This window comes from Bifidobacterium scardovii JCM 12489 = DSM 13734 (assembly GCF_001042635.1).
Taxonomy (GTDB): Bacteria; Actinomycetota; Actinomycetes; order Actinomycetales; family Bifidobacteriaceae; genus Bifidobacterium; species Bifidobacterium scardovii.
On sequence record NZ_AP012331.1, the window covers coordinates 2,938,318 to 2,955,064 of the forward strand.

Consider the following 16,747-nt stretch of genomic DNA (forward strand, 5'->3'; position numbering starts at 1 on the left):
CCATCCGCGTGCGGCCATCTTAGGTAGTGTTTTGGTTCCCCTCGTTGAGAGGAGCCAAAACACTACCGAGTCGCTTCGCGTTCGGCGCTGCCGCGCGGCTCGATACGGTAGCCGACGGTGACGCTGCGGGCCGGCAACGAGCCATCCGCAGCCGCACCGCCTCTGCTGGCAGCACCCGCCGATTCGATGCGCGATACCAGCAGATCGAGGCAGGTGGTGGCCACTTCGTTCACGTCGACCATGACGCTGGACAGTCCGGGATTGGTGTATTGACCGTCCTCGACCCCGTCGAAGCCCATGATCGCCACGTCCTCGGGCACGCGCACGCCGGCGTCAGTCAACGCTTTCAGCGCGCCGATGGCGATGGGATCGGTCAGACAGAACACCGTGTCGAAATCACGGCGCTCCCGCAGGATGCACGCCATCGCCTCGTAGCCGGATTTCCGGTTCCACCCGCACAGATAGATGTCCTGCTCCTGGTAGGGCAGGCCGTGTTCCGCCAGCGCCTCATAGGCGCCGCGCAGCCGCATCGGCCCGCTTCCCGTAGCCGCCATCAGCTCATCGACGGGGCAATATGGCGTGCCCAACACCAGCACATGATGCCGAGACGGGTTTCCCGCCAGAGGGCGCGCTGCTTCCTCGGGAGGCACGGTCCCCTCCGGAGCAACGACCGGCTGGGCGAGCAGATGCTCCATGGCTACCTTCGCGCCGGCGACGCACGGCGTGAACACGCAGTCCACGCGCCGCTCCAAGCCGAAGCCGTCGAAGGCCACCAACGGATGGGACCCCGCGAATTGCAGCACCTGCGCCGAATCGCTGCTCGGCCAGCACAGGATCGTGCCGTCGCAGATCTGCGCGCTGGCGCTGCCCATCATGGCCCGCTCGTAATCCGTGGAGGACCGGGTCTGCTGGGCGATGGTCTGATAGCCGCGCCGATACGCCTGATCCGACAGCGCCGCGGTCAGCGCGGCCGGAAAGATCAGATCGAAATCGACCACGGATAGGCCGATGATATGCGTGCGCCCCGAGCTGAGCTGCCGGGCCGCCAGATTCGGCTGATACCCGAGCTCGGCCGCGGCCTTGAGCACGCGCTTCGCGGTCTCCGGCTTGACGACCGACTTGCCCCGCAGCGCGTTCGACGCGGTCATGCGGGACACCCGCGCCTTCGCGGCGACATCATCCAACGTAACCATAACCAGCGTCCCGTCTCATGTCGATCGATCATTTCCTGTCATAGTGCTTCACCATTATCCACCATCGCACCGGGTCGGTCCTTCCGTCGCCCGGTTACGAAACGACCCACGCCGGCTCCCCTCCCAGAGGGGAGCCAACTGGCGATTAGGCATCCAGGCATCACCGGACCGCTAGATCAGGCCCTGAAGGCCGTGGTCCTTGCCGTTGCGGGCGAAGGCAGGCACTACGTCGAGCGGAGCTTCGACGGTGACGGTCTGGCCGCCGGCATACACGGCGCCGTCGTGCAGGTTCGTCCACGTCGTCGCCTCGCCGCCCGGCAGGTAGACCTCACGCGAACGCGCGCCGAGCTCGGTGACGGGCGCTACCAAGAGGTCCGGCCCGAACAGGTACTCGTCGGCGATATCCGCGGCCGCCTCCTCGCCGGGGAATTCGTAGAACAGGCCGCGCACCAGCGGCTGGCCGCTCTCGTGCGCTTCGGCGAACAGCTCGCGCGCGTACGGGCGCATCGTCTCGCGCAGCGTGATGTACTTGACCATCGTGCGCTCGACTTCCGGACCGAAGCTCCACGGCTCGTTGTTGTCGCCGGTGTGCACGTGCGTGATCCTGTTGCCGCGCTGGTCGAGCACCTGATGGTTGTTCGGCCCACGATCGCCGTGGTTGCGCATCACGGGCAGGAAGGTGGAGAACTGGCACCAGCGCACGAACAGCTCCTTGAACGCGTCGGTGGTGATGTCGGAGCCGGCGAATCCGCCCATGTCGGTGGTGAACCACGGGATGCCGGCCGCGCCCATGTGGATCGCGCAGGTGATCTGCGCCTTCAGGTCGTCGAAGGTGGAGTGCACGTCGCCGGACCAGACCAGCGCGCCGTACCGCTGGGCCCCGGCCCACGCCGCGCGCGAGAGGTTGACCGCGTTGTTCTCGCGGCCGATGGACAGCTGTCCGTCGTAGAAGGTCTGGTTGTACTTCTGCGGGTACAGGTTGCCCACCTTGCCGACGGGACCGGCGTGGAACAGGTAGTGCGCGTAGTCGTAGTCGCCGCCCCATTCTGGCTCGGCCTCGTCGAGCCAGAACGCGTCGACGCCGAGATCGGTGTAGTTCTTCCTGATCTTCTCCCACAGCCACTGGCGGGCCTCGGGGTTGGTGGCGTCGAAGAACTGGCTGTCGCGAGGCCACCACATGCCCACGTCCTTGCCGGTGCGGGTCTTGGCGAGGAAGTTGCGCCGGCGCATCTCGTTATAGTTCTCCGATTCGAGGTCGATCTGCGGCCAGATCGACACCATGAGCTTGATGCCCATCCGGTGCAGCTCGTCGGTCATGGCCTTGACGTCGGGCCAGAATTCCTCGTCGAAGCGGAAATCGCCCATCAGCGGCCAGTGGAAGAAGTCGATGACGATCAGGTCGATCGGGATGTTGCGCTCCTTGAACCCGCGGGCCACCTCGAGCAGCTGCTCCTGGTTCCAGTAGCGCAGCTTGCACTGCCAGAATCCGAGACCCCATTCGGGCATGACCGGCGCGTGCCCGGTGGCGTCCGCGTACTGCGCCTCGATCCGGGCCGGGGTGTCTCCGGCGGTGATCCAGTAGTCGATCTGGTCGCAGAAGTCGGCGTGCCATTCGGTGCGGTTCTGCGCGAAGGTGACGCGGCCGACCGACGGATTGTGCCACAGGAAGCCGTAGCCGGCCGAGGAGACGACGAACGGCACCGAGCACTGCGAGTTGCGGTGGGCCAGCTCGAGCGTGGACCCCTTGAGGTCGAGCACGTTCTGCTGATACTCGCCCATGCCGTACAGATGCTCGCCCGCGGGCGGCTCGAAGGAGGCGACCGGCGACTCCGCACCGGACTCCAGCGGATGGTGGGCCCGCGCACGCAGACGCAGGGCGCCGCCGTCGGACGCCTCGCGCAGCAGCACCTTGCCGGTTCGGGTGTTTTCGAAGGTCAGCCGCAGCTGGTCCTTCTGCCAACCGAACAGGTCGAGGCGCACGGTGATCTCGCCGTTGACCAGCACGGCCCCGGTGGCATTGACCGTGACGCTCGGCGCGGGAGCCCCGGCCGCCGGCGGCAGCAGCGCCCAATCCGTGTCGAGCGGGCGCTGCATCAGCCGCGAGCGCACGCGCACGCTGTTGGCGCCCCATGCGTCGACGCGCAGGTACTCGCCGTCGCAGGTCCATTCGATCGCGGTGGCGGCCGAGGCATCGCCGGCGGCGTCCCCGCCGACCACGCGAAACACCTGCGCGGCGATGTTGCTGGTATCGAGGGTCTTCCCGGCGCTTTCGACGCTGACGTCGGCGGCGGCCGTCGTGGTTTCGGTGGTCATTCATGCTCCCTTGTCATGGTTACTTCACAACTATGTTATAGCGCTAAAATTATAGCGCTAAATATGATGCGGCGCAAGCGCTGACACGCTCATGGGAAAAACACTTGGTATCCTGCGTCATTAATTCGTTAACAATGTCTGGCTCCCCTCTCTGAGGGGAGCCAGAATCAACAAACGAATCAACGACGCGGGATGCTAGCGCATCGCCTCAACCCATCGCCGCGAGCAGCGCTTCCCGTTCGGCGGCGGTGATGGGCATCACGGTACCGTGCCGAGGTTTGCCGCCGTCCGCATTCACCGGGATGCCGGCGCGCAGCCTATCGCCGACCGGAACCCAGCCATGCGGATCGTCGAGATCGTGCGTGGCGAAGCCGATGTAATGGCCCGGACCGTCGTGGTACCGCGGCTGGTCGATGAACAGATACCAGCGATAGCCGTTGACGTCGCCCGGATTCGCACGGAAGACGCAAGGTCCCTCGCCGCGAGTGAACAGCCGCGGTTTGCCGTGTTCATCATGCTCGCCGTTCGGCAGGCCGACGCCGATCGATTCGCCGATCAGCCGCCACCCGTCAGCCTCGCCGCAGCCAACAGCCCCGCCGGCGGACGAGGCATCGCGCGCCGGTGCCGGCTCGCCCGGCAGCACGCCGACGACCGGGTCCATCACCTTGCGCGCGCGTTCCTCGCGCACGGTCATCAACCGTTCATCCTTGACGAACCGGTACCACCAATCGCCGTCGCGGACCATCGTGGCGTCGATCAGCCCGAAGCCGTCATGCCCGTCGCCGCGGCGCACATCCATCCAGATCCGAGGCTCCGAGAATGCGCGGAAATCCTTGGTGGTGGCGATCATCATGCGCCCGTACGTCGGGTGCGTGCGCAGCGCGGCGTCGACGGCTTCGGCGCCGCGGAACAGATTCGACGACCAATACACCGCGTATTCGCCGAGTTCGGGCACCCAATGGGCCTCCGGGGCCCACGCGTTGCCGGCGTCCGGCCCGGCGACCAGAACATGGCGCTGCTCGCCCCAATGCACCAGATCATCCGATTCCCAGATTTCCAGATACCGGGAACCGGCATACTGCGCCCGCCGGAAATCGCCGTGCAGGTCGGCGACGCAGAGATCGGTGGCGAGCATGACGAACCGTTCGCCGTCATGCGAGCGCATGATGAACGGATCGCGCAGACCGCGCGTGCCGTACGACGACGACAGCACCGGCCGGCCGCCGTTCAGCGTCCGCCAGTGCAGCGCGTCGTTGCCGCAGGACACGGCCAGGCTGATCCGCTCGCCGCCGCCGGTATCCCCGGTGAAATATGCCCAGGCATATGCCGTATATGCGTTCCCCGCCATGATCCTCTCCCTCGGATCCCACCGAAATGCGCCGGTCCACGGCCGGTCGCTCACCCTATCGTGCCGTCGGCCGCTTTCAGGCGCTCGTATTCGGCGCGCGACAGCGACAGCACGCCGCCATGCTTGGTGTGCGGAGCCATGAAGAAATCATCGGAACGCAGATAGTCGAATCCCCCGTCCGGGTTGACGGTGACCATGGGCCGGTATCCGATCGAGGGAATCACGTCGACGTACAGATACACGCGGTCGTCGCTGTGCGAGGCGAACAGGGCCGGGCCTTCCACGCCGCCGGGGTTGCCGCTCTCGGTCCACTCGGCGCCAATGTCGCGCTGCACCGGCGTCCACAGCACCCCGGGCTCCCACCAGCGGCTCACATCGGTGCGGTCCAGCCAGATGTTGGGATCGGGGCCGTTGTTCTTCGTGGCGCGATAGGTGCGGATGGTGCCGTCCGGCAGCGCGCGCTGCAGCATCGTGGTGTCGATGGTCGGCGTGCCGGCATCGATGAACACGCCGCCGTACGCATAGGTCGCATCGGTGAAATCGGAGGTCGCGCCCCACAGCACGCGGTCATAGACGCGCCCGTCGAGATGCTCCGGATCGTCGTCGGCGAACAGTTTGCTGGACCAGTACAGCACGAAGGCGCCGCGCCCGCCCTCGTGACCTTCCGGATAGTAATCCGGCACCCACAGGGCCTCCGGAGCCCATGCCATGCCGAGCTGGGCATGCGTGCCGTCCTGGCGCGCGGATACGTCCAGCGTGTGGGGCCCGCTCCAGTGCACCAGATCGTCGGAATGCCAGATGATCAGGTTCGTGCTGCCGTGGTGGGACCAGGTTTCCCAATTTTGGCGGGACTGGTCCGCATCCGGGTCGAACACGCGCAGATCGGTGGCGATCACGTAGACGCGGCCGGTCTCCGGATTGCGGGTCAGATAAGGGTCGCGCACGCCGGTGGTGCCCAGCGGAGAGGTCAGGATCGGCTTGCCGCCGTTGAGCGGATTCCAACGCTCCGGATTGTCGCCGTCGGACAGATCCAGATAGATGCGTTCCGCATAGCCGTCCGGATCCTCGATGAAGTGCACCAGCAGGTAGCCGTACGGATCAGCCGGCGGCTGAGGCTGCGGAAGATGGGAAATCGACATGGAATGAATTCCTTTCGGAAAAAGCCGGAACCGGCCACGCATCGGGAATCAGGAAGGAGAACAACGCTCCCCGCATGCGTATGCCGACTCCGGCAAGTATACCGCCGCAAGGCGAGAGACGCCGCAACGGATCGCCCGTTGCGCCTTGCGAGCTTTGCTGAATGCTCAGCCCTTTACGGCTCCGATCATTACCCCCTTGTTGAAGTACTTCTGCAGGAAGGGGTAGAGGACCAGCAGGGGCAGGGTGGAGACGATGATCACGCCGTATTTGATCTGATCGGCGAGTTGCTGCTGCACCGCGATGGAGGCGCCTCCGGTTCCGGCACCGCCGGCCTGGGTCTGGTTGGAGATCAGGATGTTCTGCAGCACGAGCTGCAACGGCTGCTTGGAGGCGTCGCGCACGTAGATAAGGCCGGTCATGTAGTCGTTCCAGTGCTGCACGAAATAGTACAGGCCGATCACGGCGATGATCGCGGCGGACAGCGGCAGCACCACCTTCATGAAGTAGCCGCCGTAGCTCAGGCCGTCGATCTGCGCGGCGTCATGCAGCTCCTCGGGGATCGAGGTCTCGAAGAACGAACGCGCGATGATCAGGTTGAACACGTTCACGGCGCACGGGATGATGAACACCCACATGGTGTTGAGCAGGTGCAGCTGCTTGTACAGCAGGTAGTTCGGAATGATGCCGCCCGCGAAGAACATCGTGAAGGTGAAGAAGAACATCAGCACGCGGCGGGGCTTGAATTCGCGGCGCGACAGCGCGAAGGCGGCCGGCATGGTGACCACCATGTTCAGCGCGGTGCCGAGCACGGTGTACACGATGGTGTTCCAGTAGCCGAGCCAGATGCGCGTATCCGCGAAAATCTTGAGATATCCGCCGATCTGGAATCCCAACGGCACGGCGAACACCTTGCCGGTGGACACCAGCGTCTGGTCGGAGAACGACGCGATGATGATGAACCACAGCGGGTAGATGATGGCGAATACGATCACCACCACCAGCAGGCCGATGACGATGTCGACGACCCAATCGCCGACGGACTGCTGCTTAAACCGGCGATGCTTATTGAACGGAACGTCTCCGCCGCTGAGGCGGGGGGCGACGGATCCCTGTGCGATTGATGCGCTCATGGAAACCCTCCCTTAGAAGATGCTGGTGTCGGACGCCTTCTTGGAGATCATGTTCGCCATGATCAGGAAGAAGAAGTTGATGACGGTGTTGAACAGGGATATGGCCGTGGCGTAGGAGATCTGGTTGCCGGCGATGCCCATCTTGTACACGTATGTGGAGATGACCTGAGAGACCGGCAGATTCATGGCGTTCTGCATCAGATAGATCTTTTCGAAGCCCACGTTGAGCACATTGCCCATATTCATGATCAGCAGGATGGACATGGTGGGAAGGATGGCGGGAATGTCGACGTACCGGATGAGCTGAAGCCTGCCGGCGCCGTCCATCTTCGCGGCCTCATACAGCGAGGTGTCCACGGAGGAGAGCGCGGCGAGATAGATGATGGAGTTCCACCCCATGTGCTGCCAGACCTCGGTGATCCAGTAGATCGGCGTGAACGCCGCGGTGCTTTCCAGAATGTTCGCGCCGCCGAAGAACTGCCCGAGCAGACCGGTCTTCGGAGCCAGGAAGATGTTGATCATAGCCACGATCACCACCGTGGAGATGAAGTGCGGCATGTAGGTGATGGTCTGCACGAACCCCTTGATCTTCTTGGAACCAAGCTGGTTGATGAGCAGCGCCAGGATGATCGGGGCGATGAATCCCATGACCAGCGTCCACAACGAGATACGGACCGTATTGGTCAGGATCTGGGCGAAGATCGGGGACTTGAAGAACTGGTTGAAGTATTTCAGACCTGCGAATCGGCCACCGGTCAGCCCCTTGGTAGGGTCATAGTCGCGGAACGCGATCTGCAGCGCGTACATCGGGATGTACGAGAAGATGAACACGAAGATGACCGACGGCAGCACCATAATCCACAGCTGCCAGTACAGCCGGAAATGGCGCGCAAGACGCTTGTACCACGGCATATGCCGTAACACCTGCTGATTATCAATCACTTCTCCGGTTCGCGCCTGAACCGGAGTCGCTGCCACTGCACTTGACACTGTAGTTCCTGACTTTTGTATGAGATACCCGGCTACGGGCCGTCCGGCGAAACGTCGATGACGAGAACGACGTTTCACACAGACGGCCGCATAGAAGGGAGGGTTACTTGACGGCCTTGTCGTAGGCCTTCTGCCACATTTCCACGTTCTGCTTCATGCCGTAATCATCAATGGTCTTGACGTAGTTGTCCCACTGTTCGTCAATGCCACCGTTGAGCAGCCACTTGGAGATGATCGGGATGGCGTAGTTCCAGATCTGCGCGTTGTTGTTGGAGAAGGTGTTGGAGTCCTCCGTGTTCAGGCGCACGTAGACCGGCATCATATCCTTGGTCTGGTCATAGTGCGAGTACTGCTCGGCATACACCTTGTCCACCAGCTGCACGGAGTCGGAGTCCTGCGCGTTCTTGATGGTCACGTCGTTCGGCACCCAGCCGGCGAGACGGTCGTTGATGGCCGGGGACTTGCCGTTGTTGGTCTCGGTGTAGTACTTGTCGGAGACGGTGTAGGTCTTGTCGTCATCCTTGGTGACGTAGTCCGGGATGGAGCCGTACATCTGCTGGATGGCGTAGTCCTGCGAGTACAGGGTGTTGATGATCTTCAGCGCGGCGGTCTTGGTGGCCTCCGGCAGATCCTTCTTCATGGACATGTGATAGTCCTCGTACTCGTTGTAGTCGCCGGAGCCATCCCATACGGTCTCATCCTGGGAGACGCCCGGGGCAGCCGGCACCGGGATAGCCTCGTATTCCTTGTACAGCTTGGAATCCAGCGCGCCGAAGGCGGTGCCGTCCCAGCCGAAGATCACGCCGGTCAGCGCGGTCTCGCCGTCGGACTGCAGCTCGGCCTGGTACTTGGAAAAGTCCTTGGTCAGGGCGTCCTTGGGAATCAGCCCCTTGCCGAACAGCTCGTTGTAGTACTTCACCACTTCCTTGAACTGGTCGGAAGTGGCCCAGTTGTAGACCTTGCCGTCCTTCACGGCGATGCCGTTGGCGGACGGGCCGGCGTTGAACTGAGTGACCACGCCCGTGCCGTTGATGAGCAGGAACATGTTCCACCAGCCGCCGAGGGCGTCGGTGCCGAGGGCACGCACGTTCATCGGGATCTCATCGGCCTTGCCGTTGCCGTTCGGATCCTGGGTCTTGAAGGCCTCGAGCACGTTGGTCAGCTCGTCCCAGGTGGTCGGAGCCTTCAGGCCCAGCTTGTCCAGCCAGGTCTTGTTGATGAGCATGTGCTGGCCGGACGCGTGGAACGCCTGACCGCGCGAGGACGGCAGCGCGTTGATCTGGCCGTCGATCTCCACCATCTTCTTGGCGATGGGCTGCTCCTCGAAGAACGCCTTGACGTTCGGCAGCGAGTCCATATCGTCGGCGAGGTTCTCGAACAACGGGTACTGCGTGGCGTCTTCCGGGTGGTAGGCGCGAATGGACAGATCGGCCACGTCGCCGCCGGTCAGGGAGGCGTTCTTCTGCTGGGCCCAGGCGGTGTCGAGCACGGTCTGCCATTCGATCTTGCAGTCGCACTTGGCCTCCAGGCTCTGCGCCCACTTCTGCTTGGAGACCTCGACCTGGGTGGATGCCTGCTGCACCATAACGGTGACGACGGGCTTGCCGCCCTCCATCTTCGCCTCGCTGCCGCCGCCGCATCCGGCGAGCGCCATGGACAGCGCGCTGATTCCGGCGACCGCGGCCACGGCCTTCTTCGTTACACTCCGATGTGCCATCATTGTCCTTTCTTGAGTGCGTTAGGACATCACCAGCGCCACCGCCATGGCGGCCATTCGCGCCAGCGCCCGCCTGCGGCCACTTACGGCCAAGCCTGCGCCGGCTCACCTCATCGTGCGACGATCTGCGATGATTACGGTGATTATCGCTAACTTTTTATCACGCTACAATTTTATAGCACCGGAGCCACCACACCGTCAAACCCGTCGCGTGTGTCGCGCTACAATTACTGAAATATCAACGTTATCGGCCATTGGCAAACAGTCGACAACAGGCGAATTGCCAAAAGTTATCGATAACTATACATTGGACTCAAAGAGCATATGGCATCTCTCGTCACGCCAAGGAGGAACGATGCACGGGAAAACCGCCACCCTGAGGGATATCGCCGACGAAGTCGGGCTGACGACCATGACCGTATCGAAGGCGCTGCGTAACCAACCCGGCGTCAAGGCCTCCACCCGGGCGCGGATCGTGGCCGCCGCCGAGCGGCTGAACTATCGGGGGAACCTATCGGCCAGCATGCTCAAATCAGGCCGCAGCGGAATCGTCCGCATCATCGTGAACGAATACAACCTGCCTTTCTACTCGCAGCTGATCGATGCCCTGTCCGCGGAGGTGCTGCGCAACGGCATGACGCCGTTCCTGCAGGAGACCCGCTACTCCGTGCAGTACGCGCAGGAGGCCATGCGCAACCCTATGTTCGACGGCAGCATGTTCGACGGCAGCATCATCCAAGCCAACGGACTGTCCGACAGCTCGTTGAGGGAGATCCAAGCCAACGGCCCGACGGTGCTGCTCGATTCCTGTCTCACCGCGCCAACCATCAGCACCGTGAACTGGCCGAACGAGGAGGGCGTACGCGCCGCGGTCCAGCATCTCATCGATCGGGGCTGCAGCAATATCGGAATCGTCACCACCAGCCCGTATCTCACGGCACGCGAGCTCATGGCGGACCACGACACCAACAGCGCCATCCGTCTGCGCGGCGCTCGAGCTGCTTTGGTGAACAACAACCTGCCGTATGACCCGGCGCATGTCATTACGATCCAAGGGCTCGCCGAACCTCAGGCGCGTGAGCTCGCCCATCGACTTGCCGACGGCCATGCCGCATTCGACGGATACGCATGCATGAACGATTCGGCGGCGCTCGGCCTGATCCGCGGCTTTGCGGATCAAGGCGTCCGCGTGCCCCAGGATGCGCGGGTCATCGGGTTCGACGGCATTCGCACCGGCGAATTCTCCGTGCCGTCGCTCAGCACCATCGCCGTGGACCTCGACCAGCTCGCGCAGCTCGCCGTCGCCCAGATCCTGCGCCAGATCAGCGATCCGGACAACAACCGCTACCCGACCGTGACCACGGTTGGCTACCAGCTCATCGAGCGGGAATCGACGCGATAACCGGACGGCATGGCAGACGGTCCAACACCCGCAACGCCTCCCGCAACGGCTTGAGAATGCCGGTGTATGCCCGCGTCAGCCGTCAGCCGCGGCTCCGTTCCGCGCTGCCCCGGAACACCAGACGGTAATCCAACGTGCGGGTGCGGGGCGTGATATCGGCGGCCGATCTGGTCCGGTGTTCCTTTTCCGGAGCCTGTCTGCGCGGCACCGCTTCGATGCGTTCGATAAGCAGATCGAGACACGTCGATGCGATCTGCGCGACGTCGATGTCCACGCTGGACAGCCCGGGGCTGGTATACCGGCCGTCCCGCACGCCGTCGAAGCCCATGATGGCCACATCCCGGGGGACGCTCACGCCATGGTCCAGCAGAGCCTTCAACGCGCCGATGGCGATCATGTCCGTCAGGCAGAACACCAGATCGAAATCGCGCCGCTCGTCAAGGATTCGGGACATCGTCTCGTATCCGCTCTCACGGGTCCACCCACTCAGCACCACATTCGCCGGGTCATACGGCAGCCCATGGTCGCGCAACGCCTCATACGCACCGCGCAAACGCAGCGAAGGACTGTCCGATGCGTGCAGCAACTCTTCGGGGCTGCGGTAGACCGCCCCCAGAATCAGCATCCGATGCCCCGCCGCAGGAGCCGGCTGCTCGATGAGATGTTCCGCCGCCGATTTGGCCCCGGCAAGGAACGGCGTGAACACGCAGTCCACCCGTCCCTCGAAACCGAAGCCGTCCAACAGCACCAGAGGATGGGTCCTGCCGTATTCCGCTATGGACTCGGCTTGTTCGCTCGGCCAGCACATGATGGTGCCGTCGCAAATCTGCGCGCTGGCGTTGCCCAGCATCGCGCGTTCGTAATCCGGCGAGAGTCTGGTCTGCTGGGCGATGAGCTGATATCCGCGCCGGTACGCCTCGTCGGATATCTCCGCGGTCAGCTCGGCCGGGAACACCATATCCAAGTCGGCCACCGACAGCCCGATCACCCCGGTCTTTCCGGAGCTCAGCTGCCGTGCCGCCAGACTGGGGTGATAACCAAGCTCGTCGGCCGCCCGCCGCACGCGTTCGGCGGTGGCAGGGCGGACGATCGGCTTGCCCCGCATCGCATTCGACGCGGTCATACGGGACACGCCCGCGCGAGCCGCTACATCATCCAGAGTGACCATCCGTACCCCACCTCATACGCATCCGTTGTTCGCCGATATTCCAACACACCATTATCCAGCATCAGCGCGCGCCGCACGCGCTTCGGGGCACGACGACGGACACGACGACGCGATGATGGCCAGGGGCAAGGCTCCGGGCCAGTTTCAGCCCCGGTGCCGCAGGTGCAGCCGACCGGCCCGACGGCCCGTCCGGATCGGCCCACGGCTCGCATCGAGCGGGCCGGCCATCAACCGTCACCGTCAATGCGCGCGGGGAATCCTTGCCCCGAGCCGCCGCATCGGCACGACCTTCAGGGAACGATCCGGCTCCGTCCCCGCCCGGCAGCGGCACGATCGCATCCCATTGCGGCACAGCGACATCGGCCCGCGTGCGCGACGGCACCGTCACGTCGATCTCCATACGATACTCGACGCAGCGGTACGCCACCTCGATATCCCCGGCCGGGGTCGGCAGCGTCAACCGCGCCGACCACACCCGCCCGGGCTGGAGCGCGACCGTGAAACGACGGTATCCGGGCTCCAGCGGCCGCACGCCCATCAGCCCCTCCGCCAGCAGGAACACCGGCGACGCCGACCACGGATGCGAGTACGTGGTGTTCGGCTTGCGCGCCACATCCCATGCCTCCATGGTGCCGCCCGCATTCTGCGCAAGCATGTACGCCCACGAATGCGTGGTGCGCCGATCGGCGATCATCGCGGTCGCATCGGCGCCGAATCCCGCGCGGTACAGCCCCAGCAGATAGGGCGCGGCGGCATATACGCTGCATGCCATGCCCTTGCCCCGCAGAAACGCCGCGACCCGATCCACACGATCCGCCGGCACCTCGGCGAAGGCCAACGCGAACGCCGAGGAATGCAGCGCGGCGTGCCGCAGCACGGCATAACGCCGGCCGGAACCAGTGGCCAGTATGCCATCGGGGTCCATGACGGCCGAGATTCCTGACGCATCATGCGCATCGTGGGCATCACGGGAGGAGGCGGAATCAGTGGCGACACCCGCCATCACGCCCGTCGTGCCGCTCACAGGTTTCGGCGCACCTGCCTTCCCATCAGCGGTTTCCCCGTCCGCGGCCCCCGTATCGCCCGGCAGCGCGCGCAGACCGTCGCGATACGCCCCGAGATCGGCGTTATACAGCCATGCATGGATCGCCGCACGCATGCGGCCGGCGATGCCGGCGAAGCGATCGGCGTCGGCATCGCGCCCGAGTTCCCGCGCGATATCGGCCATATCGGCGTAGGCCTGCGACGCGAGCGCGTTGACGACCGTGTTGACCTGCCCGAACTCGAAACCGTCGCGCTCGGACGGCGGCCAGTCGACCAGGTCGCCGTCCATGGCGCTCGATGCGCCGGGACTCTTGACGATGAATCCGGTTTCGGCGTCGACGTACCGGTCCGGCAGCAGCGCGGCGAGCCGATCGTACTGCTCGGCGATCTGCGCGGTCGAACCGGTGCGCATCCACGCATCGTGCGCCGCAAGGATCAGGTACAGCGGCCATTCGGTCGGCCATGTGCGGTTGGCGACCAGATAGTCGACCGAGTACGCGCCGAGCGACGGCGATGCGTCGAGCGCGAGATGGGCCCGCTGCTGGATCCAGGTATCGGCCTCGTACGCCGCGCGCTCGCGCGTCCACGAATCGGCGTAGATATTGCCGTTCAGCGCCTCGATGGTATGCGCGCTGAGCCGCCAGACCGCATTGAGCGCCGAATCGGAAGAATGGAACGTTCCCGGGTAATGCGCGGCGCTTCCGGCGGCCTTGGCGCCGACGTCGGCCCCGGTATCGGCACCGGCACCGGTACCGTCCTCCAGCGCGGGATGGATGAGCGCCTCGGCGTGCAGCGCCCCCTCATTCAGCAGGATCTCCCCGATGGCGGCGGCGCGTTCGTCGAGCCCCGTAGGCGACGGCTCGTTCCACGACGCGGGAGGAGCCGGCGGCTGGAGCACGCTGATCTCCACGTACCGGAACACGCGCAGCCCCCACGTCGCAATGGGCCCGCAGCCCGGCGTGATATGCCAGCGCTCCTCGTACACATTGCCCGCGGAAAGCCGGTAGCGCACCGATCCGTCCGGGTTCAGCACCTCGCCGTACCGGATGGTCAGATCGATCGGAGCCCTCGGGTGCAGGTCGAGACGGATGCCGCCCATGTACGCCCCGCCGAAATCGGCGACGACGCCGAGTGTTCGGGTCGCTTCCTCAGCGGGCTCGCCGCCAGCCGCCGCATCGTCATGTTCAGCACGTTTCACGGGCTGTTCCACGTCATGTTTCACACTGTGTTCCACAGAATGTTCCACAGGCCGTTCCACGCGCAGCATCGACGTCGGCGGCACCTCGGCAAGGCGCAGCTTGTCGGTCGGCGTTGCGGCGAGGTCCGCGAACGGCGGTTTGACAGCAGCCGGCACCCAGCCACTCGCGTCGAACAACGGATCGGAGAAGCCCTGTGGGAATCGATCGCCCCGCACATTCTCGGCCGGTGCCTGAAAATACTGCGTGCCGATCGACGCGCTCTCCGGCCAGACCTCGGCCGGGTCAGGCAGGGACAGCCACTCCGGACCGGTGCCATAATGCCCCATCGAACCGTCATCGAAGCACACGTCGAGCTGCGCCGCGAAACGGCGATCCTCCATCGCATAGGCGATCACGCCGATCGCGTTGACGCGGCCCGGGCGTAGCGCCGCCGTGACGTCATAGCCGTCGTAACGCGTCTCCCCGCCGATCGGGAAGGTCGGCCCGCATCCGACGAACCGGCCGTTGAGCCACATCCGGTACACGAACTGCCGGGCCGGGCCAGTGGACGACGCCGTGACGTTGAGCGTGGCCCATCGGATCGGCTTCGCCGGCAGATCGATCACGCCGCGCAGCACCGCCCATCCGGCCGCGTTGCCCGCGTCCGACGGCCGGACAGCCCCATCCGCATCCGCCGCACGGACCGGTCCCCAGATGGCCGACGCGCTCCACACGCGCCCGGCACCGGTGCCGAACGTCACCGGCGTGGCCCAATCCCCCATCGTGCCATCGGCGTAGCGCCACCGCATCGACGCCCAATACCGCCGCGACGGCCGCATATCGACGGCGTTCAGCGGCACGCCATCCCATGCGTCGCCGTCGACCCATCCGCTGCTCCACACCGACCCGCGGCCGGCGAGCGCATCCTCGCGCGTCACATCCACGACGACGCGGTATGCGGCAGGATCGCCGGCAATGGTCTCCGCATCGTCCCGCCAGCGCAGCACCGGCACGGTTCCAGGCTCAAGATCCACCGGCGCACGCCGGTCATTGATTACAAGCACCCCTCCACTCTCGCGCGATAGACGGACACCAGCGGCGGAAAACACACGCTAGTATCCTGCGTCGTAAGTTCATGTACTATGTCTGGCTCCCCTCAGTCGGCTACGCCGACAGCTTCCCTCCGCGAGGGGAGCCAGAATTACTCAACGAATTAACAGCGCGGGATACTAGGGCACTAACGCCGGAGAGAACACGCTAGCGATTGCGCCGTTCCGCGCGTTCCTCCGCGCGCTCCGCACGATCCTGCGCGCGCTTCTTGCGCTTTTCCTCGACCGGCTCCAGCACATGCACGTCCATACCGGGCAAGCGGCCGTACGAATAGATCGCCATCATCACGGCGAACACCGGCACGGTCAGGCCCAGCGCCACGCCGAGCCCCGGCCATGTGGAATACGCCCACGCCGTGATCAGCAGCAGCGCGATGATCATGACCGAGCACAGCGGGCGCGCGATCACCATGGAGATCGACGAGCGCACGACCCACATCGGCTTTTCGTCGAAATTGGCCCGCACGGCCCACGACACCAGCACGAACAGGCCGTACAGCACGTTGACCAGCAGCAACAGGCCGGACACCGCGTACCCGATGCTGCCCATGTCGTTCCAGTTGACCAGATAGTAGTCCCAGATCAGCAGGGCCCAGACCACGAACTGCGGCCATCCGAACAGGTTGGCGGGGCCCAGCTCGGCTTTCCAGGCACGGTGGAAGGTCACCCATGTCCGCGACACCGACCACGAACGGTCGTCCACGTCGATCAGCCAGGTGCGGAACGTGGTGTACAGGGCCGCGATCGAGGGGAAGAACCCGCCGACGACCAGCCCCATCACCGTATGCACGATAAAGGCGGCCTGCCCGACCATCAGCATGAGAATGATGCGGGCGAAGTATTCATAGCCAAGCGCGAAACGTCGCATTGCGGGACTCCTTCATGTCAGTGCCCTACCAGGGGCATGCCGGGCGTACGCCGATAATCCGGCTCCAAACCGCGAAGCGCCCGACCGCCTGCGCAGAATCCAACGCCTGCCGCACGGCGCGGCAAGCGAACCCACGTGTTCCAAAAC

General features: G+C 64.6%; 11 protein-coding genes. 1 reads left to right on the top strand and 10 read right to left on the bottom strand.

Going from position 1 to position 16,747, the window contains the following annotated elements; all coding sequences use genetic code 11:
* Positions 1-62: 62 nt before the first annotated feature.
* The 7 genes from BBSC_RS11880 to BBSC_RS11910 all read right to left on the bottom strand — a co-directional run bounded on the left by BBSC_RS11880 (position 63) and on the right by BBSC_RS11910 (position 9,834).
* Positions 63-1,193 carry a LacI family DNA-binding transcriptional regulator gene (locus BBSC_RS11880; RefSeq protein ID WP_033518451.1) on the bottom strand — a complete coding sequence of 377 codons (1,131 nt, stop codon included), beginning with the start codon at positions 1,191-1,193 and terminating at the stop codon, positions 63-65.
* 171 nt (positions 1,194-1,364) lie between these two features.
* The gene (locus tag BBSC_RS11885; RefSeq protein WP_081893122.1) at positions 1,365-3,506 is read right to left on the bottom strand and encodes a glycoside hydrolase family 31 protein; all 2,142 of its coding nucleotides are present in this window, start codon (positions 3,504-3,506) and stop codon (positions 1,365-1,367) included.
* A gap of 208 nt (positions 3,507-3,714) precedes the next feature.
* Positions 3,715-4,854 carry a glycoside hydrolase family 43 protein gene (locus tag BBSC_RS11890; protein ID WP_046726031.1) on the bottom strand — a complete coding sequence of 380 codons (1,140 nt, stop codon included), beginning with the start codon at positions 4,852-4,854 and terminating at the stop codon, positions 3,715-3,717.
* A gap of 50 nt (positions 4,855-4,904) precedes the next feature.
* Positions 4,905-5,993 carry a glycoside hydrolase family 43 protein gene (locus BBSC_RS11895; RefSeq protein WP_046726032.1) on the bottom strand — a complete coding sequence of 363 codons (1,089 nt, stop codon included), beginning with the start codon at positions 5,991-5,993 and terminating at the stop codon, positions 4,905-4,907.
* A gap of 165 nt (positions 5,994-6,158) precedes the next feature.
* The gene (locus tag BBSC_RS11900; protein WP_033518453.1) at positions 6,159-7,124 is read right to left on the bottom strand and encodes a carbohydrate ABC transporter permease; all 966 of its coding nucleotides are present in this window, start codon (positions 7,122-7,124) and stop codon (positions 6,159-6,161) included.
* Between the two features lie 12 nt (positions 7,125-7,136).
* Complete coding sequence (locus BBSC_RS11905; protein WP_081893123.1) at positions 7,137-8,036, bottom strand: ABC transporter permease; 900 nt, start codon at positions 8,034-8,036, stop codon at positions 7,137-7,139.
* A gap of 181 nt (positions 8,037-8,217) precedes the next feature.
* Positions 8,218-9,834, bottom strand: a complete 1,617-nt coding sequence (locus tag BBSC_RS11910; protein ID WP_231648980.1) for an extracellular solute-binding protein — start codon at positions 9,832-9,834, stop codon at positions 8,218-8,220.
* A gap of 352 nt (positions 9,835-10,186) precedes the next feature.
* Between BBSC_RS11910 and BBSC_RS11915 the strand changes: the two genes are divergently transcribed.
* Positions 10,187-11,233, top strand: a complete 1,047-nt coding sequence (locus BBSC_RS11915) for a LacI family DNA-binding transcriptional regulator (RefSeq protein ID WP_033518458.1) — start codon at positions 10,187-10,189, stop codon at positions 11,231-11,233.
* Between the two features lie 82 nt (positions 11,234-11,315).
* On the opposite strand, the gene BBSC_RS11920 is transcribed toward BBSC_RS11915, so the two are convergent.
* The 3 genes from BBSC_RS11920 to BBSC_RS11930 form a co-directional block, all read right to left on the bottom strand.
* On the bottom strand, positions 11,316-12,401 hold the full coding sequence (locus BBSC_RS11920; RefSeq protein WP_033518460.1) for a LacI family DNA-binding transcriptional regulator: 1,086 nt from the start codon (positions 12,399-12,401) through the stop codon (positions 11,316-11,318).
* Between the two features lie 61 nt (positions 12,402-12,462).
* Entirely contained in the window at positions 12,463-15,687 is a 3,225-nt protein-coding gene (locus tag BBSC_RS11925; RefSeq protein ID WP_144414490.1) for an alpha-L-rhamnosidase-related protein, read from the bottom strand.
* Between the two features lie 193 nt (positions 15,688-15,880).
* Complete coding sequence (locus BBSC_RS11930; protein ID WP_144414491.1) at positions 15,881-16,600, bottom strand: YesL family protein; 720 nt, start codon at positions 16,598-16,600, stop codon at positions 15,881-15,883.
* Positions 16,601-16,747: the final 147 nt, after the last annotated feature.